Origin of the sequence: Pseudomonas sp. G.S.17 (assembly GCF_038096165.1) — a bacterium.
Classification (GTDB): Bacteria; Pseudomonadota; Gammaproteobacteria; order Pseudomonadales; family Pseudomonadaceae; genus Aquipseudomonas.
Genome location: NZ_CP151076.1, coordinates 4,478,308 through 4,502,055, shown reverse-complemented (window position 1 = coordinate 4,502,055; position 23,748 = coordinate 4,478,308). Strand labels below are relative to the sequence as shown.

General features: G+C 60.1%; 18 protein-coding genes. 8 read left to right on the top strand and 10 right to left on the bottom strand.

Annotation, left to right across the window (positions count from 1 at the left end; genetic code table 11):
• Positions 1 to 216: 216 nt before the first annotated feature.
• Positions 217 to 1,806, bottom strand: coding sequence for a glycosyl hydrolase family 17 protein (locus AABC73_RS21100; protein ID WP_341524298.1), 1,590 nt, complete (start codon positions 1,804 to 1,806; stop codon positions 217 to 219).
• A gap of 389 nt (positions 1,807 to 2,195) precedes the next feature.
• On the opposite strand from AABC73_RS21100, the gene AABC73_RS21095 reads away from it, so the two are divergent.
• The 3 genes from AABC73_RS21095 to AABC73_RS21085 all read left to right on the top strand — a co-directional run bounded on the left by AABC73_RS21095 (position 2,196) and on the right by AABC73_RS21085 (position 5,208).
• Positions 2,196 to 3,044: a glycine betaine ABC transporter substrate-binding protein gene (locus tag AABC73_RS21095; protein ID WP_341520806.1), complete on the top strand. Its 849-nt coding sequence runs from the start codon at positions 2,196 to 2,198 to the stop codon at positions 3,042 to 3,044.
• A 197-nt stretch (positions 3,045 to 3,241) separates the two neighbouring features.
• Positions 3,242 to 3,553: a DUF485 domain-containing protein gene (locus AABC73_RS21090; protein ID WP_003314526.1), complete on the top strand. Its 312-nt coding sequence runs from the start codon at positions 3,242 to 3,244 to the stop codon at positions 3,551 to 3,553.
• Positions 3,550 to 5,208 (top strand): cation acetate symporter, encoded by a 1,659-nt coding sequence (locus AABC73_RS21085; RefSeq protein WP_341520805.1) that lies wholly within the window; start codon positions 3,550 to 3,552, stop codon positions 5,206 to 5,208. The genes AABC73_RS21090 and AABC73_RS21085 overlap by 4 nt, the downstream gene beginning before the upstream one ends.
• A gap of 272 nt (positions 5,209 to 5,480) precedes the next feature.
• Here the strand turns inward: AABC73_RS21085 and AABC73_RS21080 are convergent, their stop codons facing one another.
• On the bottom strand, positions 5,481 to 5,639 hold the full coding sequence (locus tag AABC73_RS21080; protein WP_020290439.1) for a DUF3309 family protein: 159 nt from the start codon (positions 5,637 to 5,639) through the stop codon (positions 5,481 to 5,483).
• 232 nt (positions 5,640 to 5,871) lie between these two features.
• On the opposite strand from AABC73_RS21080, the gene AABC73_RS21075 reads away from it, so the two are divergent.
• The 4 genes from AABC73_RS21075 to csrA all read left to right on the top strand — a co-directional run bounded on the left by AABC73_RS21075 (position 5,872) and on the right by csrA (position 8,059).
• Complete coding sequence (locus AABC73_RS21075; RefSeq protein ID WP_341520804.1) at positions 5,872 to 6,249, top strand: DUF2784 domain-containing protein; 378 nt, start codon at positions 5,872 to 5,874, stop codon at positions 6,247 to 6,249.
• 105 nt (positions 6,250 to 6,354) lie between these two features.
• Positions 6,355 to 7,182 carry an SDR family oxidoreductase gene (locus AABC73_RS21070; protein WP_341520803.1) on the top strand — a complete coding sequence of 276 codons (828 nt, stop codon included), beginning with the start codon at positions 6,355 to 6,357 and terminating at the stop codon, positions 7,180 to 7,182.
• Between the two features lie 181 nt (positions 7,183 to 7,363).
• A complete protein-coding gene (locus AABC73_RS21065; protein ID WP_341520802.1) occupies positions 7,364 to 7,696 on the top strand; it encodes a YnfA family protein in 333 nt (110 codons plus the stop codon).
• A 156-nt stretch (positions 7,697 to 7,852) separates the two neighbouring features.
• The gene (csrA, locus tag AABC73_RS21060) at positions 7,853 to 8,059 is read left to right on the top strand and encodes a carbon storage regulator CsrA (protein ID WP_341520801.1); all 207 of its coding nucleotides are present in this window, start codon (positions 7,853 to 7,855) and stop codon (positions 8,057 to 8,059) included.
• Between the two features lie 12 nt (positions 8,060 to 8,071).
• On the opposite strand, the gene AABC73_RS21055 is transcribed toward csrA, so the two are convergent.
• The 8 genes from AABC73_RS21055 to mnmC form a co-directional block, all read right to left on the bottom strand.
• Positions 8,072 to 8,299: a YheU family protein gene (locus AABC73_RS21055; RefSeq protein ID WP_341520800.1), complete on the bottom strand. Its 228-nt coding sequence runs from the start codon at positions 8,297 to 8,299 to the stop codon at positions 8,072 to 8,074.
• Positions 8,300 to 8,484: 185 nt separating this feature from the next.
• Positions 8,485 to 9,687 (bottom strand): osmoprotectant NAGGN system M42 family peptidase, encoded by a 1,203-nt coding sequence (locus tag AABC73_RS21050; RefSeq protein ID WP_341520799.1) that lies wholly within the window; start codon positions 9,685 to 9,687, stop codon positions 8,485 to 8,487.
• A 124-nt stretch (positions 9,688 to 9,811) separates the two neighbouring features.
• Positions 9,812 to 11,560 (bottom strand): N-acetylglutaminylglutamine synthetase, encoded by a 1,749-nt coding sequence (ngg, locus tag AABC73_RS21045; RefSeq protein WP_341520798.1) that lies wholly within the window; start codon positions 11,558 to 11,560, stop codon positions 9,812 to 9,814.
• Between the two features lie 4 nt (positions 11,561 to 11,564).
• Positions 11,565 to 13,337: an N-acetylglutaminylglutamine amidotransferase gene (locus AABC73_RS21040; protein ID WP_341520797.1), complete on the bottom strand. Its 1,773-nt coding sequence runs from the start codon at positions 13,335 to 13,337 to the stop codon at positions 11,565 to 11,567.
• Between the two features lie 235 nt (positions 13,338 to 13,572).
• Positions 13,573 to 14,667, bottom strand: a complete 1,095-nt coding sequence (locus AABC73_RS21035) for a lipocalin-like domain-containing protein (protein ID WP_341520796.1) — start codon at positions 14,665 to 14,667, stop codon at positions 13,573 to 13,575.
• Complete coding sequence (locus tag AABC73_RS21030; protein ID WP_341520795.1) at positions 14,657 to 17,137, bottom strand: FtsX-like permease family protein; 2,481 nt, start codon at positions 17,135 to 17,137, stop codon at positions 14,657 to 14,659. The genes AABC73_RS21035 and AABC73_RS21030 overlap by 11 nt, the downstream gene beginning before the upstream one ends.
• Position 17,138: 1 nt before the next feature.
• The gene (locus tag AABC73_RS21025) at positions 17,139 to 17,807 is read right to left on the bottom strand and encodes an ABC transporter ATP-binding protein (protein WP_341520794.1); all 669 of its coding nucleotides are present in this window, start codon (positions 17,805 to 17,807) and stop codon (positions 17,139 to 17,141) included.
• Positions 17,808 to 17,987: 180 nt separating this feature from the next.
• Positions 17,988 to 19,964, bottom strand: coding sequence for a bifunctional tRNA (5-methylaminomethyl-2-thiouridine)(34)-methyltransferase MnmD/FAD-dependent 5-carboxymethylaminomethyl-2-thiouridine(34) oxidoreductase MnmC (mnmC, locus tag AABC73_RS21020; RefSeq protein WP_341520793.1), 1,977 nt, complete (start codon positions 19,962 to 19,964; stop codon positions 17,988 to 17,990).
• A gap of 118 nt (positions 19,965 to 20,082) precedes the next feature.
• Between mnmC and AABC73_RS21015 the strand changes: the two genes are divergently transcribed.
• Positions 20,083 to 23,727, top strand: coding sequence for a DUF6543 domain-containing protein (locus AABC73_RS21015; protein ID WP_341520792.1), 3,645 nt, complete (start codon positions 20,083 to 20,085; stop codon positions 23,725 to 23,727).
• The last annotated feature ends 21 nt before the right edge of the window (positions 23,728 to 23,748 follow it).

Genomic DNA, 23,748 nt, shown 5'->3' with positions numbered 1-23,748 from the left:
TGTTCTTATTAGGTATGCCGCTTTTTATTCTTGTTATGCCAGAGATATAGCAGGACCTGTGCCAACTTTTACGAATGCTTTAAAAACAATGACTTAGGTTGATGTGTCGGAACGGGTCAGGCAAAAAATCCATACCGTTTGTTTCCGTGTTACCCGCTTGCGGCGTTCGCTGACGCGAAGAGGTAACACAATATGTTTCCGCCAGCGTTGGCCGGGTTACACCGACGGCGCAGCGCGCATCGCCGTAACGGATTGCTGCTGTCGCACCCGCAAGCAGCGCCACAACGCTGCGGTCATCAGCACGCTGACCAGCGCCCAGCCGAGCGCTTGCTGATTGGCAAGGCCTTCGCGGAACAGTTGTGGCGCGATGCCTGCACCGACGATAAACGTCAACAGCGCAACTTCACGACGGGGGGCCGCCACCGGGCGCGCCAGATAGAAGAGCGCGGGCACAATCAGTGTCGGCGTCGCAAAGCTGCGGTAGCGCGGATCAAACACCAGCGCGAGCATCATGATCGCCGCCGCGAAACCCGCCGCTGCCACCAGCCAGCCGGCTCGCGCCTCGAACCACAACAGCGCTTTGCTGCGCCATCCATCACCCGCTGAAAGCACCAGTACCGCATGGGCCATCACCACCAGATTCAAGCCCACCAGCAAAGCGGCCCAGAGGTATTCGCCGTAAAAGCGACTGGTGATGCGCGCCAGCTCACCCCAGGTGCCGATGCAACAAGCGCCAAGCGCGGCCAACAGCGGCAGAATCAGCGCGTTGCGGTTAGTGTCGACACGCCCGGCAAACGCCAGGGTCAGCAGGAAAATGCCACCACTCACGCTCAGCCAGAACGGCCACCAGCCCAGATTCGACACCGGTCCGGCCAGCACGCCTTTTTCCTGTCGATCAGCGTCGAACAATCCCCAGTAACCGCCCACCGCACCTTCGGCAGCGCGTTTCCAAGGTTGGTCGAAGGCTTCGATCAGGTTGTAGTGCCAGCCGTTCTGCTCGGCCATGGCGACAAAGCCACGGATGAACTTCGCCTCGTTGACCCGGCTCGGCAGCGCAGTTTCCCGTTGACGGCCTTCGCTGGGCCAGCCGGTTTCGCCGATCACGATGTCCTTGGGCGCGAATTTGCTGCCGAATATCTGCCGGATCTGCGCCACGTGCGCTAATGCGTCATCGATGCCTTTGGGGTCGTCTTCCCAATAAGGCAGCAAGTGGATGGTCAGGAAGTCCACGGCCGGTGCGACTTCCGGGTATTGCAGCCAAAACTCCCAGACGTCGGCATAGGTCACCGGTTGTTGTACCCGGCTTTTGACTTGAGCAATTAGCTTCGCCAGCTGCGCGCCAGTGACTTCCTTGCGCAGCAAGGCCTCGTTGCCGACGATGACCGCCGTTACCACGTCCGGATTGGCGTTGGCCGAAGCGATCAGCGCGTCGACTTCCTTGGCCGTGTCCTGTGGATTGCTGTTGATCCAGGCGCCCAGCATCAGTTTCAGCCCGTGCTTGCGCGCCAGCGCGGGGATCGCTTCCAGGCCGGTCATTGAATAGGTGCGGATGCATTCGAAGCGCGTGGCGAGCAGGGCCAGATCGGCATCCATGCGCTCGGGTCGCAGCTTGAACGGCTGGTCGAACGGCGACTGATCCTTGTCGAACGGCGTGTACGACGCGCATTGCAGCTTATGGGTCGGGGTGGCAGCGTCCGGGAGAATCACCGGCTTGCCCATCGCGTACCAGTAACTGCACATGGCAATCACGCCAAGCAGGCAAGCGAACAGATAGGGCACAAGAAATGAGCGGGAAGTGGCGGGCATGATCGGGCCGAAATGGGGCGAAGGCCGCATCTTAGCATCGCCCCAATCGTCGGCGGCGAGGTCAGTCGATTGCGCATTTTTCAACGGATGTTCGCCGGGATGCTTTTGGCATGCAATTTCCGGACGGAACAAAGCGCGTTTTACGACATGGATGTCGTTGATGGCCGCGTGATGTCGTTTCCCGACGCATTGACGTCGTTGACAGAGCATGTCCCAACATCGGCACGGTTGATTATCAAGGCGTCGACACGGTGCTGGTCATCGTTCGCAACAGTGGTTGAAGCGTGAAAGGCGCGCGGTGCTCCAAAGTTGGGCGCGGCCTGCGACCTTAATAACAACGTCAACGATGCCCGACCGCCGTCGGGCGCAGGACTACCGGGGAAGTAACGATGAAGATGCGAAAAATCCTGGGCGTGAGTGCCGCTCTGGCCCTTGCTGTCAGTTCCACGCTGGCCTCGGCCAAAGAAGTGAGCATTGGCTATGTCGACGGTTGGTCCGATAGCGTTGCCACGACGAACGTTGCAGCGGAAGTGATCAGGCAGAAGCTCGGTTATGACGTAAAACTGCAAGCCGTTGCGGCCGGGATCATGTGGCAAGGCGTGGCTACCGGCAAACTGGACATGATGCTGTCGGCCTGGCTGCCGGTCACTCATGGCGAGTACATGACCAAGAACAAAGACAATGTGGTGAACTACGGTTCCAACTTCAAGGACGCCAAGATCGGCCTGATCGTGCCTGAGTACGTGAAAGCCAAGAGCATCGAAGATCTCAAGACCGATGAGTCCTTCAAGAAAAAGATTGTCGGCATTGATGCCGGTTCGGGCGTCATGATCAAGACCGAACAGGCCATCAAGGACTACGGTCTGGATGGCTACAAACTGCAGGCCAGTTCCGGCGCCGGCATGATCGCCGAGCTCACCCGTGCCGAGAAGAAGAAAGAATCCATCGCGGTGACTGGCTGGGTGCCACACTGGATGTTCGCCAAGTGGAAGTTGAAGTTCCTGGAAGATCCAAAGGGTGTCTACGGTGCAGCAGAAACCGTGGACAGCGTCGGCAGCACAGAGCTCGCCGCCAAGGCTCCGGATGTCGTGGAGTTCCTGAAGAAGTTCCAATGGAATTCCAAGGATGAGATCGGTGAAGTGATGCTCGCTATTCAGGACGGCGCCAAGCCTGAAGCCGCTGCCAAGGACTGGGTCGCCAAGCACCCGGACCGCGTCAAGGAGTGGACCGGCAAATAAGCCCTCACGTCTGACGCAACATCAAAGCCGCCCGGTTCAACGACCGGGCGGTTTTTTTTTGTGGCTGGTCAATTGACTTCCTCCCGGTTAAAACCGGTCCTACAGTGTCGTTCTAATACTAAGGTCGTCTGGAGCGCGCGCCAGACCCGACTAAAGTGAATGTGTGACATCTCATCTGTGCTGCGAGGACAAAAACAATGAACGACAGCATTTACCTCTCGATTCAAAACAGCCCCCGTTTCAAGGAGCTGGTATCAAAAAGAGAGCGCTTCGCCTGGATTCTCTCGGCGATCATGCTTGGCCTGTATGCGGCCTTTATTCTTTTGATTGCTTATGGACCCCACATTCTGGGGGCCAAGTTAAGCCCGACATCAACGATTACCTGGGGAATGCCTATTGGGGTCGGCTTGATCCTGTCTGCTTTCATTCTCACCGCGATCTATGTTCGCCGCGCAAACGGTGAATTCGATGACCTGAACAACGCGATCCTGAAGGAGGCTCAGCAATGATCCGGCGCCTCTTGGCAGTATTCGGCCTGGCCGCCTTCGCGCCGTCCCTCTGGGCGGCAGAAGCGTTGACCGGCGCTGTGCAGAAACAACCGCTGAACGTTTCGGCGATCGTCATGTTCGTCATTTTCGTCGGCTTTACCCTGTACATCACTTATTGGGCATCGAAGAAGAACAAGACAGCAGCAGACTACTATTCGGCGGGTGGCAAGATCACTGGCTTCCAGAATGGTCTGGCGATTGCGGGTGACTATATGTCCGCCGCGTCCTTCCTGGGGATTTCCGCGCTGGTTTATTCCTCCGGCTACGACGGTTTGATCTACTCGATCGGCTTCCTGGTGGGCTGGCCGATCATTCTGTTCCTGATCGCCGAACGCTTGCGTAACCTGGGTAAGTACACTTTCGCTGACGTGGCGTCCTATCGCCTCAAGCAGAAAGAGATCCGTACCCTGTCGGCCTGCGGTTCGCTGGTGGTGGTTGCGTTCTACCTGATCGCGCAGATGGTTGGCGCTGGCAAGCTGATCCAGCTGCTGTTCGGTCTGGACTACGCGGTTGCGGTGGTGCTGGTCGGTATCCTGATGTGCCTGTATGTACTCTTCGGCGGCATGCTCGCCACGACCTGGGTGCAAATCATCAAGGCCGTAATGCTGTTGTCCGGCGCGTCGTTCATGGCCCTGATGGTCATGAAGCACGTCAACTTCGACTTCAACATGCTGTTCTCCGAAGCGGTCAAGGTTCACCCTAAAGGTGAAGCGATCATGAGCCCGGGCGGTCTGGTCAAGGATCCGGTCTCGGCGTTCTCCCTGGGTCTGGCACTGATGTTCGGGACCGCTGGCCTGCCGCACATCCTGATGCGCTTCTTCACCGTAAGCGATGCGAAAGAAGCCCGTAAGTCGGTGCTGTATGCCACCGGTTTCATCGGCTACTTCTACATCCTGACCTTCATCATCGGCTTTGGCGCGATCCTGCTGGTCAGCACCAACCCGGCGTTCAAGGACGCAGCAGGCGCGCTGTTGGGCGGTAACAACATGGCAGCGATTCACCTGGCCAATGCGGTCGGTGGCAGTCTGTTCCTGGGCTTCATCTCGGCAGTTGCCTTCGCCACTATCCTGGCAGTGGTTGCCGGTTTGACCCTGGCGGGCGCCTCGGCAGTTTCCCATGACTTGTATGCCAGCGTGATCAAGGCCGGCAAAGCCAATGAGAAAGACGAGATCCGCGTTTCGAAGATCACCACCATTGCCCTGGCAATCGTGGCAATCTTCCTGGGCATCGCCTTCGAAAGCCAGAACATTGCGTTCATGGTTGGCCTGGCGTTCTCCATCGCGGCAAGCTGCAACTTCCCGGTCCTGCTGCTTTCCATGTACTGGAAAAACCTGACCACCCGTGGCGCCATGATCGGCGGCTGGATGGGCTTGATCAGCGCAGTAGTGCTGATGGTCCTCGGTCCGACCATCTGGGTGTCGATCCTGCACCACGAGAAGGCCATCTTCCCGTACGAATACCCGGCGCTGTTCTCTATCGCCATCGCCTTCGTCGGTATCTGGTTCTTCTCCATCACCGACAAGTCGAAAGCGGCGGAGGGCGAGCGCGCCTTGTTCTACCCGCAGTTCGTACGCTCGCAGACTGGCCTGGGTGCCAGCGGCGCGGTGTCGCACTGATCTGTCTGATGTGAAGTAACCCGCAAGACAAAACGCCCCGAATGATTCGGGGCGTTTTTGTTTGCAGGCATGTTGGCGAGGATCCAGTGGGACCGGATGTATCCGGGAAGAGGCCGGAACATACACGACACTTTTGTCGTCAGGAATATTGCCTTCCCGGATAAATCCGGTCCCACGTTTTTGCCGCGCGAAAGCGCAGCTATCCATACCCTTATTCCATTCAATAAAAAACCCCGCCGGATTGGCGGGGTTTTTTGGCTGAAGCCGGGAAGTTAGATTCTTCCGAGCAATACCAATATCAACAGAATAACCAGGATGGTGCCGATGATGCCCGACGGCCCGTAACCCCAGCTGCGGGAGTGCGGGAATACCGGCAGACCGCCAACCAACAGCAATATCAGAATAATGATAAGAATTGTGCCGATGCCCATGACGAGTTCCTTCTGGTGTTCGTGGAGTGGCTATAACAGTTCAAGCTTTTGCCAAACCGGCGTAAAGTTTGTGCTGCTTAACTACTCCGACTATCGTGTTTCGGAAAAAGTCCATGTCAGGTTCACGAAAGCCTGAAAATAATAATATATTTATATTTATCAGTGGATTATTGAACTTTGACCGGCCTTTAAGGATCGCGCTTTTAGCACCGCGCCACAGCAGGATCACCCCATGTTTTTTCGTCTGGCAGCCGACGCCGTCGTCGTGGTGCATGTGTTGTTCATTTTGTTCGTGTTATTTGGCGGGTTGCTGGTGCTGCGTTGGCGCTGGCTGGTGATCCTGCATGTTCCGGCGTTGGTGTGGGGTGCAGTGGTGGAGTTTTTCCATTTCTACTGCCCGTTGACCCCACTGGAAAACACCTTGCGCAGTCGGGCGGGCACGGAGGGCTACGACGGCGGTTTTATCGAGCATTACCTGATCCCGCTGATCTATCCCGCAGGCCTGACGCCGCAGATCCAACTGTGGTTGGGCGGCATTGTCGTGCTCTGCAACCTGGTGGTGTACAGCTGGCTGGCCAGTCGCCGATGGTCGCGCCGCAAGTCCTTGTAATCCTGGGTTTGCCTCAGTCATTCAGCGCCTTGATGGTGGGTCGGATTGGCGTTTGCAGTGGTTACACTGCGGCTTATCTTCTTCGCAAAGACAAGGCGTTCCCCTATGCAAAATCGCATCATGATCACTGGCGCCGGTTCAGGCCTGGGTCGCGAAATCGCGCTGCGCTGGGCCCGTGACGGCTGGCGTCTGGCACTGTCCGATGTCAACGACGCAGGCCTGCACGAGACGCTCAAACTTGTCCGCGAGGCGGGCGGTAACGCATGTGATGAGAGTTTCGTGCAGCGCTGCGATGTCCGCGACTACAGCCAGCTGACCGCTTTCGCCCAGGCTTGTGAAGAAAAATTCGGCGGCATCGACATCATCGTCAATAACGCGGGAGTTGCTTCCGGTGGCTTCTTCAGCGAGCTGTCCCTGGAAGACTGGGACTGGCAAATCGCGATCAACCTCATGGGTGTGGTCAAGGGCTGCAAGGCGTTCCTGCCGCTGCTCGAAGTCAGCAAGGGGAAAATCATCAACATTGCGTCCATGGCGGCCTTGATGCAGGGCCCGGCGATGAGCAACTACAACGTCGCCAAGGCCGGTGTGGTGGCCTTGTCAGAGAGCCTGTTGATTGAGTTGCGCCAACAGGAAATTGGCGTGCATGTGGTCTGCCCGTCGTTTTTCCAGACCAACCTGCTGGACTCTTTCCGGGGGCCGACGCCAGCCATGAAAGCTCAGGTCGGCAAGTTGCTGGAGAGTTCGCCGATCACGGCCAGTGAAATCGCCGACTACATCTTCGAGCAAGTCGCCCAAGGCGAATTCATGATCCTGCCCCATGAGCAAGGGCGCATGGCCTGGCAGCTCAAGTGCAAGAACCCGCAGTTGCTGTATGACGAGATGGCGGCAATGTCGGAGAAAATGCGTCGCCATCAAACAGGGAAATCATTGTAGGAGGGGACTTGTCCCTGAAGACGACTTTCAGGGCAAACGGATAATTCGGACTTCAATGTCGCCTGACCGAATTTTCGGCGACAAGTCCCCTCCTGGCGGATTGTGCATCCTGATTTCTAGCCCTCGACGCTTTCTGATAGGGTTGCCGCCATTCGCTGGCAACTTTTGAAGAGAACGCTCCTTGCTCAACTACCTGTGGTTTTTCCTTGCTGCCTTGTTCGAAATAGCCGGCTGCTATGCCTTCTGGATGTGGCTGCGTCTGGGTAAAAGTGCGCTCTGGATTATTCCCGGGCTGATCAGCCTGACGCTGTTCGCGCTGTTGCTCACTCGAGTGGAGGCGACTTATGCCGGGCGTGCCTATGCGGCGTATGGCGGGATCTACATCATTGCGTCCATCGCCTGGCTGGGTGTCATCGAGCGGGTCAGACCCTTGAATACCGATTGGCTCGGTGCCGCGCTGTGTGTCATCGGCGCGACGATCATTCTGTTTGGTCCGCGCTGGTCCGCCCCATAATCCTGCGGCCTGTCGGCGTTTTTCTATTGAATGTAGGATGTTTCCTGCAAGCTTTTCCGAAGGACTTGCAGGACATGACTGATTTTCCGTCTGCGCATTGATGGGCAGAAAAGGCCCATGCAATCTGAATCTCTTTAACGATAAGAGAGTAGGAAAATGCTGATATTGACGCGGGAAATTGGCGAAACATTCTCTATTGGCGATGACATCACCGTACAAATCCTGGCCATCCAGGGCAATCAAGTACGGTTTGGAATCACTGCGCCCAGCCACATCAAGGTGCATCGGGCCGAGGTGTACCGACGCATTGCCCAGCGGTTGTCGCAGCCGCGCGGGGAAATAGCAGGAGAACGTCGGCCTTGAGACAGTGACGCTTCAGTCGAAGAATTCCTTGGGCACTTCATGCTTGAGCATCAGCTGGCACTGATGGCTTTCCAGATCAAAGAAAATCACCGCCTGGCCTTTGCTCAGCGCATGCCGCACGCGCAATACGCGGGTTTCCAGAGGCGTGTCATCGCCGTTGTCGGTACCTTCGCGGGTGACGAAATCTTCGATCAGGCGGGTGAGGGTGTCGGCTTCGAGTTGGTCGTAGGGGATCAGCATGAGAGTTCTCGGATCAATTCCCGGCGATGATAGTGCACGGGGCTTGTTGGAGCGAGCGGCGACCGGTGCTGCTGCTGCTGCTGCGCGACGGGGAATCTTCTCCGGATGAGTGTCGCCTTCGCAAGCAAGCTTGCTCCCACAAATCGTGCACCTGTGGGCGAGCTTGCTCGCGAAGAGGCAGTGGACTACTCGACCTCTTCCCGGTTTTGCCCAATCAGACTGTCCACCGCTGGCACGCGGGTGTCGGACTCCATCTGTGCGTCGTGTTCAATCTGATGGCTGAATTTCTCAAGGGAAGCGGTGGCCGGTTTTGCGTCGCTGGCGAAGACTGGCGGGCTGAGCATGTAGGCGCCCAGCAAACGGCTCAGGCCGGCGAGGCTGTCGATGTGCGTGCGCTCGTAGCCGTGGGTTGCGTCGCAACCAAAGGCGAGCAGGGCGGTGCGGATGTCATGCCCGGCGGTAACCGCCGAATGGGCATCGCTGAAGTAATAGCGAAACATGTCGCGGCGCACCGGCAGTTCGTTTTCAGCCCCCAGGCGCAACAAGTGCCGGGACAGATGGTAATCGTAAGGCCCGCCCGAATCCTGCATCGCAACACTGACTGCGTGCTCGCTGGAATGCTGGCCCGGCGCAACCGGCGCGATATCAATGCCGACGAACTCGCTGACATCCCACGGCAATACGCCCGCCGCGCCGGTGCCGGTTTCTTCGGTGATGGTGAACAGCGGGTGGCAATCGATCAGCGGTTCGGCGCCGCTGTCGACGATGGCTTTGAGCGCTGCGAGCAATGCTGCCACGCCTGCCTTGTCGTCCAGATGGCGCGCGCTGATATGCCCGCTCTCGGTGAATTCCGGCAGCGGATCAAAGGCCACGAAGTCGCCAATGCCGATCCCCAGGGATTCGCAATCGGCTTTGGTCGTGGCGTAGGCGTCGAGGCGCAGTTCGACGTGATCCCAGCTGATCGGCATCTCGTCGACCGCAGTGTTAAATGCATGCCCGGACGCCATCAGCGGCAGCACGCTGCCACGGATCACGCCGTTGTCGGTGAACACGCTGACCCGACTGCCTTCGGCAAAGCGGCTCGACCAGCAGCCAATCGGTGCCAGCGACAAGCGTCCGTTGTCTTTCACTTCGCGCACGGCGGCGCCGATGGTGTCCAGATGCGCAGAAACCGCGCGGTCCGGGCTGTTTTGCTTGCCCTTCAAGGTGGCGCGAATAGTCCCGCGCCGGGTCAGTTCGAACGGGATGCCCAGTTCTTCAAGACGCTCGGCGACGTAGCGCACGATGGTGTCGGTAAAGCCGGTGGGGCTTGGAATCGCGAGCATTTCCAACAGGACTTTCTGCAGGTAATTCAGATCCGGTTCGGGAATTTTTCTTGCAGCGGTCATTGGGGTACTCCTGAAATGCGGGGGCCGTATTCGTAGGAGCGGATTTATCCGCGAGGAGGGAGGGTCAGCCAGGCATCATGGATGCGTGACACAACACACTCCCGGATAAATCCGGTCCTACAGGTTACGAATGCACAGGCAAACTGTGCGGGAACAGCAGATCGACGAAGCGTTCTGCCGTCGGTTGCGGTTCATGGTTGGCCAGACCAACACGTTCGTTGGCTTCGATGAATACGTATTCGGGTTGATCGGCAGCCGGGACCATCAGGTCCAGGCCGACCACCGGAATGTCCAGCGCCCGCGCGGCACGAATCGCCGCGTCACTGAGCACTGGATGGAGGATGCCGGTGACATCTTCCAGGCAGCCGCCGGTGTGCAAATTGGCCGTGCGGCGCACGGCCAGGCGCTGGTCCATGGGCAGGATGTTGTCGTAGTCGAAACCTGCGTCGCGCACAGTGCGTTGGGTTTCTTCATCCAGTGGAATCTTGCTTTCGCCGCCAGTAGCCGCTGAGCGACGGCGACTTTGCGCCTCAATCAACTGGCCAATCGTGTGCCGACCATCGCCGACCACTTCTGCCGGACGCCGAATCGCTGCCGCCACCACTTCGAAACCAATCACCACGATGCGCAGATCGAGGCCTTCGTGGAAGCTTTCCAGAATCACCCGCGAGTCGAACTGGCGGGCACGTTCGATGGCATCCTGCATTTCTTCCGGGGTGCGCAAATTGACCGCGACGCCCTGGCCTTGCTCACCGTCCAGCGGCTTGACGACGATCTGCCGGTGTTCTTCGAGAAACGCCAGATTCGCTTCGGTTTCACCCGCGCGTTGCTGGGCGGGCAGGTTGAGCCCGGCAGCTTTCAGCGCCCGATGGGTCATGCTCTTGTCCTGGCAAAGGGTCATGCTCACGGCGCTGGTCAGGTCGCTGAGGGATTCCCGGCAACGAATCCGTCGGCCGCCGTAGGCCAGGGTGAACAGGCCGGCTTCAGCGTCGTCGACCTGAACTTCAATCCCGCGTCGGTGCGCTTCTTCGACGATGATCCGCGCATAGGGATTGAAATCCCCCAGCGGACCGGGGCCGAGGAACAGCGATTCGTTGATGCCATTCTTGCGCTTGATGGCAAAGGTCGGCAGGTTGCGAAAACCCAGCTTGGCGTAAAGCGCCTTGGCCTGTTCGTTGTCATGCAGCACCGACAGGTCGAGATAACTCAGGCCACGACTCATGAAATGCTCGATCAGATGCCGCACCAGCACTTCGCCGACACCGGGCCGCGTGCACTGCGGATCAACGGCCAGGCACCACAAGCTGCTGCCTTTTTCGGGATCATTGAAGGCCTTTTGATGATTCAGGCCCATGACGCTGCCGATCACCGCGTTGCTGCTTTCGTCTTCAGCGATCCAGTACACCGGCCCGCCCTGGTGACGCGGGGTCAGCAATTCAGGGTCAATCGGCAACATGCCGCGCGCCAGATACAGATTATTGATCGCCTGCCAATCGTTGCTGTTCTGTGCCCGACGGATGCGAAACCCGCGATACACCCGCTGCGCCGGCCGATAATCGCTGAACCACAGGCGCAACGTGTCGGACGGGTCGAGGAACAACTGTTGCGGCGACTGCGCCAGCACTTGTTGCGGCGCGGCGACGTACAGCGCGATGTCGCGCTCGCCGGGTTTTTCATTGAGCAGCTCGTTGGCCAGGCTCGCCGGGTCCGGATAGGTGTGCCCAATCAACAGTCGACCCCAGCCGCAATGCAGCGCCAGCGGTTGCGCATCGATTGGGCTGCCATCTTCGGCAAGGCGGGCTTGCAGACGTTCATACGAGGGCGATTGGCCGCGCAACAGGCGTTGGCTGTAAGCCGTCGAATTCTGTTTCATCAGATCAAAGTCCTTGTTCGCTGAGCCACAGGTTCAGCGCCGCCAACTGCCAGAGTTTCGAGCCGCGCAGCGGGGTCAATTGGCCTTGGGGGTCGGTCAGCAATTTATCGATCATGGTCGGGTTGAACAGACCGCGATCCTGGCTTGGATCGAGCAGCAGCTCGCGCACCCAATCCAGGGTGTTGCCTTGCAAATGCTTGAGGCCCGGCACCGGGAAATAACCCTTCTTGCGGTCGATGACCTCGGAAGGGATGACCATGCGTGCGGCTTCTTTCAAGACTTGCTTGCCACCGTCCGGCAGCTTGAACTTGCCGGGAATGCGCGCCGACAGTTCGACCAGGCGGTAATCCAGAAACGGCGTGCGCGCTTCCAGGCCCCAGGCCATAGTCATGTTGTCGACCCGTTTGACCGGGTCGTCGACCAGCATCACCGTACTGTCCAGACGCAAGGCTTTGTCCACCGCTGCATCGGCGCCGGGCTGGGCGAAATGTTCGCGCACGAAATCACCGGCGGCGTCATTGGCAGTCAGCCATTTTGGCTGCACGGTGGCCTTGTACTCGTCATAACTGCGGTCGACGAACGCATCGCGGTAGGCGGCAACCGGGTCGCTGGCGCCGTCCACCTGTGGGTACCAGTGATAACCGGCGAACAACTCATCAGCACCCTGGCCGCTCTGCACCACTTTGCAATGCTTGGCGACTTCCCGCGATAACAGATAAAACGCGATGCAGTCGTGGCTGACCATCGGCTCGCTCATGGCGCGGAACGCCGCAGGCAGTTGCTCGATGATCTCGCTTTCCTGAATCCGCAATTGATGATGGTTGGTGCCGTAATGCTTGGCGATCAGGTCCGAATACTGGAACTCGTCGCCACGTTCGCCGCCTGCATCCTGAAAACCGATGGAGAAAGTCGACAGGTCTTCGACACCCACTTCGCGCAGCAGGCCGACCAGCATGCTCGAATCGACGCCGCCGGAAAGCAGCACGCCGACATCCACCGCCGCCCGTTGACGGATCGCCACGGCTTCGCGAGTGCTGTCCAGAACCCGGTCGCGCCAGTCTTCCAATGTCAGGTTGGTTTCGTCGGCATGGGGGCCGTAAGGCAGGCGCCACCAGACTTTCTGCTCGGTCTTGCCCGTTGCGTCGATGCGCATCCAGCTGGCGGGCGGCAGTTTTTCAACACCGGCCAGCAGCGTACGCGGCGCAGGCACAACGGCATGGAAGTTCAAGTAGTGATTGAGCGCGATTGGGTCGAGCAGACCGCTGATGTCGCCGCCTTTGAGCAGCGCGGGCAGCGTCGAGGCAAAACGCAGGCGTTTGTCGGTGCGCGACAGGTACAGCGGCTTGACGCCCAGTCGGTCGCGAGCGATGAACAGCTCTTGCTTGTCGCGTTCCCAGATGGCGAAGGCGAACATGCCGTTGAGCTTGGGCAGCATGTCCACGCCCCAGGCGTGATAACCCTTGAGCAGCACTTCAGTGTCGCCGCCGGAATGGAACTGATAACCCAGGCCTTCCAGCTCGGTCCGCAATTCCGGGAAGTTGTAGATGGCGCCGTTGAAGGCCAGGGACAAGCCCAGATGGCTGTCGATCATCGGCTGCGCCGAGCCGTCCGACAAATCCATGATTTTCAATCGACGATGACCAAGAGCAACCGGCCCCTGGCTATGAAATCCCCACGCATCCGGGCCGCGAGGCGCCAGCTCATGGGTAATTCGTTCAACTGCGGCTAGATCCGCCGGTTGATGATCAAAACGTAATTCACCTGCTAATCCGCACATAAGTCCTTACCGGTTATCCGTTGGGGAAGGTGGCCGGGAAATGTGGCCACCCAGAAACTGACCTATGTGAAACGGGGTAGTTTTAGATCAATCGGTTATAAGGCAGCGATTGGGGATAAGCCTATTGACCCGTTGGAACGAGGCTTGCCCGCGAAGGCATCGATATAGACGCGGAAATTTCGGAGATGGAGATAAGGACAGGACCATTCGCGGGCAAGCCTCCAACGGGCTGCATTCAATACCCCGTCATCTCCAGATACCCGACACCTTGATGACTGCCGCTGACCGTTACCGGACCTTCCCAATACGGAATGCGCAAATCCATCCACGCCTTGCGATTGAGCGCGGCGGTGGTGATTTCCAGACCCTTGCCGGGGATTTTCACCGACCAGCGGGTCGGCATGCTGTGTCCGGCGACTTGCGTGGTTTGCAGCGGCGTCAGGCTGATGTCCTGCGCATGCAGCAACTGTGTGCTGCCGTCTGCCGCGATCCAGGTTCCGGTCAGGTACGGTTCGCCGTCCTTCTGGCGCATGCGGTAAAGCATCAGCGCGGAGCCGTCGTCCAGATGCACCGAGAACCAGTCCCAACCCGTTTGGTTGGCGGTCAGCGGCTGGCTGCTCCATTCGCGGTCCAGCCAGGCCGGGCCGCTGACGTGCCAGGTCTTGCCGTCGATTTGCAATTCGCCGTCGGTCTGGAAAAACGGCTGGCTGTAGTAATACGACGCCTGGCCTTGCTCGGATTTCTGGCTGAAGCCCTGTTGGCCTTGCAGAACCAGCGGCTGTTGCGCCTTGAGCGTCAATCGATAGGCAAAGCGTGGATCTTTGGCAGTGAGTTGCATGCTCGCCAGCGGGTTCGCGTCTGTTTTTGCATCGGGCCCGGATGAAGTGCTGCGCAGTGCCCAGTCGTCGATCCAGGCCGCAAAGGGTGCAGTGTTCACGCCAGCCTGCTCGACGCCGCCCCGGGCGTAACGTTCGGCGGCGAAATGTTGCGTCGCTGAAGTGACCGCCGCGTGGCCCATCCAGATCGTGCCGTCGTTCCAGCCGCTGCCGGTTTGCCCGGCGCGCAGGGCGTTACGAAACAGCGTCCATTGCACGCCGAAGCTCTGCCCCTGATCGTCCTTGAGGTTGGCGGTGATGTACCACCATTCAATCCGATAGCCGGCGTGCGGGCCGTGATCAGCCGGGAATATGAACGGCCGCCCCGGTGTCACCTGGGCAAACTGCTCAGCCTTGTCCGCCAGCCCGGCGAAACCTTCTTCCGGCGCGGCGGGCTTGTCGCAAGCAGCGAGCAATACGCCGCTGAGGATAATCGCGAGCCAGTTACGTCTCATTGGCGAAGGTCCTCAACAAGTCGGCGGGGCGCGTGCGGTACAGCTTGAACAGCGGCCATGCCGAGGCGAGCAGGGTAGCGAGCAGCGCCAGCGCCGCCAGTTGCGCGAGTTGCGCCGGGAAAATCTGTAACGGCAGCCGCCAGCCGAAGGCCTGCACGTTGATTACCGCATCCAGGCACCAGGCCAGCAGCAGCCCCAGTGGCAGGGCGAACGCAAGAGTCAGCACCGCCAGCAACCAGGTCTGGCCCAGATTGAGCAGCATCAGTTGCCGTCGTGTCACACCCAGCGCCCACAGCGGCGCGAGTTGGCCGAGGCGGCTTTGACTCTGGGTCAGCAGGCTGATGAACAGCGCAATGCCCGCCACCCCCAGCGTCAGGCTGTTCAGCGCTGCGGTCGCGGCGAAGGTGCGTTCGAAGACTTGCGTCGACCAGCCCTTGAGCTGGCTCTGGTCGATGATGTGGTTGTCGTCCAGTTTGAAGCGATCCTGCAGCTCGCGCACCAGCGGCGGGACGGCGGTCGGAGCGATGCGCAGATTGAATCGGGAAGGCGCCAATTGCGGCCAGTGACTGAGAAATCGTTGCGAGTTGACCAGCAAGTGGCCCTTGGGATTGCCGTAGTCGGCGTAGATACCGACGATGCGCGGCGACCACAGGCCATCGGGCGTCGCGATGCTGACGGTATCATTCAGTCCCAGCTTCAGGCGGCGCGCCAGTTGCTCGCTGATCATAACCGTGTCCTGGCGGGCCAGTTGCGCCCACGGATCACCCGCTGCCGCTTCGAGCAGCGGCCAATGTTGCCGGTAGGTCGGATGGTCGATCACGCCAAACAAGTCGGCAGGCCAACCCTGCAACTGAATCGACACCTGCCAGTTGGGCAACACCGCAGTGACGCTGGGTTGCTGATTCAGCCAGGCCTGCAATTGCGGCGCTTGCGCGGGTTCTTGCGGCGTGACGTACAGCTCGGCGGTCAGGCGTTGTTCAAGCCAGTTGCCGAATGTTTCGCGAAAACCGGACGTCATGCTGCCCGCGCCGATGTTCGCCGCCAACGCCAGCAGCAGGGCCATCAACGCCAGGCTCAAGGCGGGTAATTGCTGGCGGCAATCGGCAAGAAACCATTGGCCCAATACGGATCGACTGCGGCCCAGCAGCAGGTTGATCAGGGCGTTGAGCAACACCGGCAAACCTAGCGCAGCGCCCAGCAACAGCGCGGCCATGAGTACAAAACCGCTGGCGAGGCTGTCACCCAATATCAATGCAGCCAAGGCGATGACGGCTGCGCCGCTGGCAACCCAGGCTTGGCGACGTAGCCAGCGGCCGTGGGCCTGATGCCATGCCTGGGGATTTGCCAAGGCCAGCAAAGGCATGCGCGCAGCACGCAGCAAACTGTTCGCGCCGGCCAGCAACGCGCCCAGCACGCTCAGGCCCAGACCGCTCAGCCACCACCACGGGCTCAGCGTCAGTTGGCCCGCCACTTCCGCGCCGTACAACCCGCGCAGACTGGCGGCCACATCCGGCAGCAGCAGGCTCGCCAGCCAATAACCGCTGGCTACGCCCAGCACACCGCCGAGCAGTGCCAAAACGCCCAGTTCGACACCCAGCGCGGTGATCAATAGACGAGCGCTGACGCCACAGGCGCGCAAATTGCGCAGCAGCCCGCGACGCTGCTCAAGGGCCAGGCCGATGGCGGCATGCACGATAAACAGACCGACCACAAACGACAGGAAACCCAGCGCATCGAGGTTCAGGTGGAAGCTTTCGGTCAGGCGCGCCAGATTGTTCTCTTCGCCGCTTTTCTTCAGCAGCAGTTGGCCGTTCAGTTCAGGCGGCAGCACTGGATTGCCAGCGGCGAATTCCTTGTCCAGCAACAGCCGCGAAACCTGCCCAGGCAAACCGAGCAGTGGTTGCGCGAAGCCGATGTCCATCAACAGCACGCCCGGCGCCATGCCGATCTGACTGTGCAGTGGCGGCAAGGCTTGCCCGTCAAGCGTCAGGGGTTGTTGCCCTTCGTGCAGGCCCAGCGCCTCCAGGGTCTGCGGCGCTATCCAGGCACGACCCGGCGGGGTGAAGAAGGCGACGATCTGTGTCATGTCCAGAGTTTGCCCGGCAAGCGCCGAACCCGCGGGCAGGGAAACCGGTTCGATGCCCATCACCCGCACGCGGCGCTCTTCCAGCCCTTGCAGCATGATTCGACCTTGCACCACCGGCGATACCGGCCAGCCTGCACGACGCAGGCTGACGAATAGATCCTGAGTAAACGGCGCGCCGTTCGCGGTGGACAGGCTGGTCTGTGGCTCGCCGCCGATCAACTGGCTGGCCTGGGCGTAGCTTTGGCGCGCCTGACTGTTGAGGGCCTGCACGCCGGTGAGCAGCGCGGTGGCCAGCCACAACCCGGTCAGCACGCTGAAAAACTGCACCGGATGGCGCCGCCAGTGGCTGAGCAGGGCGCGCAATGTCCAGTAGAAAACCCGCATCTCAGCGCTCGCTCTCGGCCGCCAGACGACCCAGATGCAACACCACTTTCTGCGCCAGTCGCTCGGCAACCCGTGGGCTGTGCGTGACCATCAACAGGCTGGTCGGACTGTCCTGTAAAAGATCCAGCAGCAGTTGCAGCACTTCATCGCTGGTGGCTTCGTCGAGGTTGCCAGTGGGTTCGTCAGCCAGCAGCAATCCCGGACGCGACGCCAGCGCCCGGCCGATTGCCACGCGCTGTTGCTGGCCACCGGAAAGTTGCTCGGGATAACGCTTGAGCAAATCGCCAAGGCCCAGGCGTCCCACCAGTTGCGCCTGCCACTGTGGGTCAAAACGGCCGGCCAGCCGCGCCTGGAACGCCAGGTTGTCCTCGACCCTCAGGCTGCCGATGAGGTTGAACTGCTGGAACACCAGACCGATTTCGGTACGCCGCCAGTTCGCCAGCTGTGCTTCGGTCATGCGCTCCAGGCGCTGGCCGCTGACTTCAATCAGCCCGCTGTCGGCCTGATCCAGCCCGGCCACCAGATGCAGCAAGGTGCTTTTGCCACTGCCGGATTCGCCCATCAACGCCAGGCTGCTGCCGTTTTCCAGACGCAGATCAACCCCGCGCAATACCGCCAGCGGGCCTTGAGCGGTGGCATAGCTCTTGAAGACGTTTTTTACCTCAAGCATCGGCAGGCTCGATTCCAGGACGGGAGTGAAGGGGCAGGATAGCGGCTTTGCCGGATCCGTAGGAGGGGACTTGTCCCCGAAGGCGGTTGGTCGGCCAGCGGGAGAATCTGAAATTAACATCGCTTGTGCTGGCGCCTTCGGGGACAAGTCCCCTCCTACCGGTTTCGGTGCCGTGGCACCTCACCTGCCCCGAATCAGCTCGCGCAACATGAAGCGGTTCGGGTGGCAGGCTTCGGCGATGCTGCGGGGCAGCGGCAAGGGTTCGTCGGTCAGCCAGGCGGCGAGCAGTTCGGCGCACAACGGCGCGGTGATCAGGCCTCGCGAGCCATGGCCGCTGTTGATGTACAAACCATCCAGCCACGGGCAGGGCGCGTCCGGCACTTGACGGGCGTCTTTGCCCAGCGCCGCGTATGTCTGGGTAAACGCGTCCTTGTCTGCCAGGGGGCCGACGATGGGCAGATAATCCGGGCTGGTGCAGCGAAAGGCCGCGCGGCCTTGCAAGTCTTCTGGCGCCAGGCGGTGTGCGCCAAGTCGCTCGACCAGATCCTCGGATATCTCCTGCAACAGTTGCAGATTGCCCAGGTGATCGGCGGCGGTGGTGTTCAGGTCCTCATTCTTGAAATCAAAACTGGCGCCCAAGGTATGTTCGCCCAGGCGCGGCGGGGCAACGTAGCCTTCGGCGCAAACCACCGTGCTCAACGCCTGGCTGGCCTCGGTCTGCGGCAAGCGGGTGATTTGCCCGCGAATGCGTTTGAGTGGCAATTCAGCGCTGGCCGGGAAGCGCTTGATATCGGCCGCGCCCGCCAGAATCACCACCGGCGCGCTGTCCAGCAACACCTCGCCATCCCAGGCTTGCCATTGATCGCCAGCACGGCGCAGCTCGACCACCTCGCGATGCGGTTGCAGTTGAATGTTCGGGTGCGTCGCGTGGGCACGGCACAGCGCTGGCGGATGAACCCAGCCGCCTTCCGGAAAAAACAGTCCGCCGCTGTTGAGCGTGATACCGCTGCGGGCTTGCGCGTCGGACTTATCCACAAGCTGCAACAGTTCTGGACTGAACGCCTCGGCCAGTTGCGCCTGGCGCTGCGCTTCCTTGTCGTTGAACGCCAGTTGCAGCACGCCGCAGCCGTCCCAGTCGATGCCGCGTTGCAGACGTTCGAGGGCGCGGCGCGTGTAGCCGAATCCGCTGAGGATCAATTGCGACAACGCGGTGCCGTGCGCCGAGAGTTTCAGATACAGCACGCCCTGAGGATTGCCCGACGCTTCCTGGGCCACCTCGGCATGCCGCTCCAGCAAGCTGACTTGCCAGCCCCGCGCGGCAAGGCTGGCGGCAGTCGTGCAACCGGCCATGCCGGCGCCAATCACCAGCGCCTTGCGTTCACCTGCATATTTCGACGGCCGGGCGAACCAGGGTTTCGCGGCGGGCATGGCCGGAGCATCTTCGGGCAAGCCGACAAACACGCCGCGCAGCACCTCCCATTTATGCCCGATGCCCGGCACGCGTTTCATTTTGAAACCCGCTGCGTTCAGCGCGCGACGAACCCAGCCAGTGCTGGTGAAGGTGCCGATGGTCGAATCCGGCGCCGCCAGCCGGGCCAGCTCCGCGAACAATTCCGGCGTCCACATTTCCGGGTTTTTCGCCGGGGCAAAACCGTCGAGAAACCACGCGTCGATCTGCCCGTCCAGCTGCGGCAGCATGTCCAGCACATCGCCGATCAGCAAGGTCAGCGTCACCCGTCCGCCGTCGAACACAAAGCGTTGAAAGCCTTCATGCACCGCCACGTATTGCCCGAGCAACTGCTCGGCGAATCCCGCCAGTTCCGGCCACAGTGTCAGTGAGCGTTGCAGGTCGGTGAGGCTCAGCGGGAATTTCTCGACGCTGATGAAATGCAGACGGGCGCCGACCGTTGCGCACTCCTCGAACAACTGCCATGCGCAGAGAAAATTCAGCCCCGTGCCGAACCCGGTTTCGCCAATCACCAGCCGGCCATGTTCGGGCAATGCAGTGAAGCGATTGCGCAGATCGTTCTGCACCAGAAACACATGCCGCGTCTCCGCCAGGCCGGATTCGGTGGAGAAATACACGTCGGAAAATTCCCGTGAATGGGGATTGCCTTGTTCATCCCAGTCGATTTGGGCGTGGCGGGTAACGGTCATGTCGGTCGGGCCTGTGCGCGGGGGGCAGCATCTTAACGGCTATTAATTATTTATACCTTGGCGCCGCGCAATAGCTGGTCAGCTCTCGCTTCTTTTCTTCTTGATAAGGACATTGAGCATGACCGCGATATCCGCCCAGCCCCACCAGCAACTGATCAGCGATACGCTGCCTGCATGGTACGTAGGCGCCTCGGCGCAACAACGGCAAACATTGAATAGTGACATGGTCCGTGGCCAGCAACTGCGCCAACAATGGGGCGAAACGCTGGAGCGGATCAACGCGCTGGACGAGTTTGCCCGGCCGCTGCTGATAAAAGCGTTGGACGATGAGTTCGGCCCAGGTCTGGACGTCGACACCACTTACGTCTTCAAGGACATTTACCAGCGCGGTGCGTTTGGTCAGCTGCAGCTCGCGCGCTCTGAGGTTTGCCTGCAAACACTGCTGCACGCTGCGTTGCAGAATTTCCATCAGGAAGAGGTCGATGCACCGCACCAATCGGGACGCATGCGGATCGTCGAAATCAGGCCGGTCACGGACCAGCGTTACGGCAGTTATGACGAGTACCCGCGTCATCCCATGAACATTGATCCGGGCAGGTTCATGCGGGTCTGTCGCGAACTGGATCTGGGTGGCCAATATCAGCGGCATCTGGACGCTGTGGTCGGGTCGCCCAGCGCCGACCTGTGCGGCCGCAAGGAACTCAACGCGTTGAAGGTTCAGGCGCACATTGCCTATATGCGCGAGGACATTTCCGAAACCTTTTATAACCACCTGCTGGCGCTTCCCGAGCGCGGTAGAAGCAGCGCGCTGGATTACGGCTGCCTGACAATCTGCGGTTTCAGCGTGCGTGACATTCTGATTTTCACCCTCAAGGGTGCCAAAGCCTGCGTCATCTACGTCCCCGGCGAACCGGTTCAGGGCATGAAAGAGTTCAGCTCCTTCGAACAGCTCAAGAGGCTGTTGAACCGCAGGTTTACGCCGGGTTATTGCAAGCGCTTCATGAACCGCTTTATCGCGCAACGCAGCAAGGCGGCTTTTTACAGCAAGGTGGCGGATCGTGTCGCCCCGGCCCGACTGCGCTTCGATCCTGATGACAACACCCTTATTCCGCGCTTGATCCATATCCGTGAAATCGACGCTGATTTCGATCTGGATATCGAGCTTGATGAAATGCCGTACGACCTGTTCGGCCATTTCTATTTCCAGAAAATGCTGCGCATCAAGGACGATGCCCGTGTGCTGGCAGTGCCCACCGGCGACGAAGATGAAGCGTCGCGTCGGGCTCGATTGTCCGGATACTTGTCCCTGGGTTTGAACGCGGTGAACCTTGCCGCGCTGTTCGTGCCCTTGCTGGGCGAGGCGATGATGGTGGTGGCCGGTGCGCAATTGCTGACCGAGACGTTTCAGGGGATCGACGCCTGGAGTCACTCGGACATGAATGAGGCGCTGGATCATTTGGGCAGCGTCGCGGAAAACCTCGCGTTCATGGCCGCGTTCGGTGCGCTGATCAAGGCAGGACAAGCGCCAGAGATGCCACCGCTCAAGCGGTCTTCTTTTATCGAAAAAATGGTCCCGACCAGGCTGCCAGGTGGCGAGACGCGTTTGGCATCCCCGGATCTGACACCCTTCGCCCACGATACTTATCTGGCCGACACACCGCTGCCGGGCGCGGCCGATGTTGTGCAACGTTCAGCGCTGGACCAGGAAATCCACAGGTTCCACCGGCAGATCAACGACGTCGCCAGCTTCGCCTCGGCCGACGCGCAGTTGCAAATGGAGCTATTGGTTACATTGCCGGGCTGGCCTGTCGGGCGGCCTATTCATGTGCTTGATGCTCAGGGCCTGAAAATCGCTGAATTTGGCTCGGGAACGTTGCCGTCGGCTCATCCCAACCGTGTGCCGAGCCTTGAACCGTTGCCGGTGCGGCAAACCCGGATCGCCGAAGGCCAGCTTCTGCAAGCGGTAATCGAAGGGTTGGGCGAGGGCGGGCAAAACCGCGTCTTTGGTCGCGCGACGCCCCGCACGCCGGAGAATCTGGCGGCGCACATTGCGCGTTTCGCCGAGGGTCGCTCTGCGTGGCTGTTTGACCGGCTGTACCAGCGCCGGGACGTGAGCAGCGATCCGCTGGTCAACCTGATCAAACGCGACTTTCCTTCACTGCCGGTAACGGACGCCCGGGAATTGCTGTCCCGCGCCTCTGCGGAACAGATCGCTGGCATGACCGCCACACAGCGCGTGCCTTTGGAAATCGCCGGCAAGGCCCATGGTTATGTTCAGCAGATCCGCATTGATCGTGCGCTGGAAGGTTTTTGCCTGGCGTCCAAAGCGGATAACCCCGACACGCTCAAGGTGTCGTTGGCGTTGCTGGGCGATCTGCCGGGCTGGCCCCGCGACCTGCGTCTTGAGGTTCGTGATGGCGCCTGGAACGGTGAAGAGATCGAGAGCCTTGGCAAACCTGACGCGCCGCAGCGCCGGGTGCTGATCAAGCGTGGCCTGGCGTTTCAGGCAGTTGACGCTCTGGGCACTGAACCGGGCCTCGCCAGCGGTGAACAGGACAATTTCTTTTCTGCCGTGTTGCACGCATTGCCCGACGCGTCGCGACAGGCCATCGGTTTGCCGGGCGCCATGACGGATGCCTCTGCATTGCGCAATCGCATTATCGATGCCGCGTTCGGGGATCGCCGTCGCGTTTCGAAAATCCTCCGGCAGTGGGCGCTCAGGCCCCGAGTACGCTGGCCTGAACGACTGGCCGACGGACGAATGGGCTACAAATTGAGTGGCAGGGGGCAGCTGAACCCGGAGGCTCAGCGATTGGATGGATACGCCGTTACCAGGCGCGAGTTAATCGCTACGTTGCGCAGGTTGTACCCGGAAGCACCTGATATTGAGGGATACCTGTTCCGCAGCCTGGTGAGCAACGGCAACGATGTGCAGGCCTTGCTGAACACCACCCTGGAAAATCAGCAGGCATTTAATCTGCTTCGTTCCACGCTGGAAGGCTGGGTCGAGGTCGGTGAGGCAACGCAGACGGCCGCACGACGTTCCGTCGCCGAGGCGATCAGCCATGGCTGGCGCTCCAGTCACCTGAACTCGCCGCTCAGTGATCGTGGGCTGGTGCTGGCAGCGGTTGATTTCTCCCTGCTGGAAGATTTGCCGCAATTGCCCGAGCATTTCAGTGTAATCAGAAGGATCACCCTCGATAACATCGCCGCGACAGGTGATCAGGTGAGCCGGTTCCTGCAGCGGGTTCGACAGGCCACGCGCCTGGAAATCCTCGGTCCCGGACTCAGCCGCGTTCCCGAAGGGCTGGGCGTGTTATCCCGATTGACCGAATTATCCTTCGAGGACGCGGGGCTGATCATCGATCAGGCGGCCATGAACCAGTTCATGGATCTGCCTGAACTAAGCATGCTGGACCTGTCAGGCAATACGCTGGGCGAGCTGACGGACACCAGTCGCCTGCAGATCAGAAGGCTGTACATGTCGAACATGCAATTGACCCAGTGGCCGGAGTGGACCAACGATCTTGCGCTGAATGTGCTGGATGTCAGCGGGAATCAGATCGTGCATTTACCCCAGTTCCTGATCGATAACGAGCAGGGCCCCATGTTTCAGCTGACGGTTTATGGCACTGACAACCCCTTCGATCATGATGAGCTGCTTGCATGCTGGTTGAACCAGCGCAACAGCAATATCTATGAACTGGAATACGATTACCCGGACAGCATTCGTGATCTGGCGCGCACACCAGCGTCCTCGTAAGCGGACACCGATGACTATTCA

What these genes read in the sequence shown, in the direction of transcription:
- csrA (WP_341520801.1), top strand. Translation starts at nt 7,853, where the DNA reads ATGCTGATATTGACGCGGGAAATTGGCGAAACATTCTCTATTGGCGAT.
- AABC73_RS21050 (WP_341520799.1), bottom strand. Translation starts at nt 9,687, where the DNA reads ATGACCGCTGCAAGAAAAATTCCCGAACCGGATCTGAATTACCTGCAG.
- ngg (WP_341520798.1), bottom strand. Translation starts at nt 11,560, where the DNA reads ATGAAACAGAATTCGACGGCTTACAGCCAACGCCTGTTGCGCGGCCAA.
- AABC73_RS21090 (WP_003314526.1), top strand. Translation starts at nt 3,242, where the DNA reads ATGAACGACAGCATTTACCTCTCGATTCAAAACAGCCCCCGTTTCAAG.
- AABC73_RS21055 (WP_341520800.1), bottom strand. Translation starts at nt 8,299, where the DNA reads ATGCTGATCCCCTACGACCAACTCGAAGCCGACACCCTCACCCGCCTG.
- AABC73_RS21025 (WP_341520794.1), bottom strand. Translation starts at nt 17,807, where the DNA reads ATGCTTGAGGTAAAAAACGTCTTCAAGAGCTATGCCACCGCTCAAGGC.
- AABC73_RS21070 (WP_341520803.1), top strand. Translation starts at nt 6,355, where the DNA reads ATGCAAAATCGCATCATGATCACTGGCGCCGGTTCAGGCCTGGGTCGC.
- mnmC (WP_341520793.1), bottom strand. Translation starts at nt 19,964, where the DNA reads ATGACCGTTACCCGCCACGCCCAAATCGACTGGGATGAACAAGGCAAT.
- AABC73_RS21095 (WP_341520806.1), top strand. Translation starts at nt 2,196, where the DNA reads ATGAAGATGCGAAAAATCCTGGGCGTGAGTGCCGCTCTGGCCCTTGCT.
- AABC73_RS21085 (WP_341520805.1), top strand. Translation starts at nt 3,550, where the DNA reads ATGATCCGGCGCCTCTTGGCAGTATTCGGCCTGGCCGCCTTCGCGCCG.
- AABC73_RS21080 (WP_020290439.1), bottom strand. Translation starts at nt 5,639, where the DNA reads ATGGGCATCGGCACAATTCTTATCATTATTCTGATATTGCTGTTGGTT.
- AABC73_RS21015 (WP_341520792.1), top strand. Translation starts at nt 20,083, where the DNA reads ATGACCGCGATATCCGCCCAGCCCCACCAGCAACTGATCAGCGATACG.
- AABC73_RS21035 (WP_341520796.1), bottom strand. Translation starts at nt 14,667, where the DNA reads ATGAGACGTAACTGGCTCGCGATTATCCTCAGCGGCGTATTGCTCGCT.
- AABC73_RS21075 (WP_341520804.1), top strand. Translation starts at nt 5,872, where the DNA reads ATGTTTTTTCGTCTGGCAGCCGACGCCGTCGTCGTGGTGCATGTGTTG.
- AABC73_RS21030 (WP_341520795.1), bottom strand. Translation starts at nt 17,137, where the DNA reads ATGCGGGTTTTCTACTGGACATTGCGCGCCCTGCTCAGCCACTGGCGG.
- AABC73_RS21040 (WP_341520797.1), bottom strand. Translation starts at nt 13,337, where the DNA reads ATGTGCGGATTAGCAGGTGAATTACGTTTTGATCATCAACCGGCGGAT.
- AABC73_RS21100 (WP_341524298.1), bottom strand. Translation starts at nt 1,806, where the DNA reads ATGCCCGCCACTTCCCGCTCATTTCTTGTGCCCTATCTGTTCGCTTGC.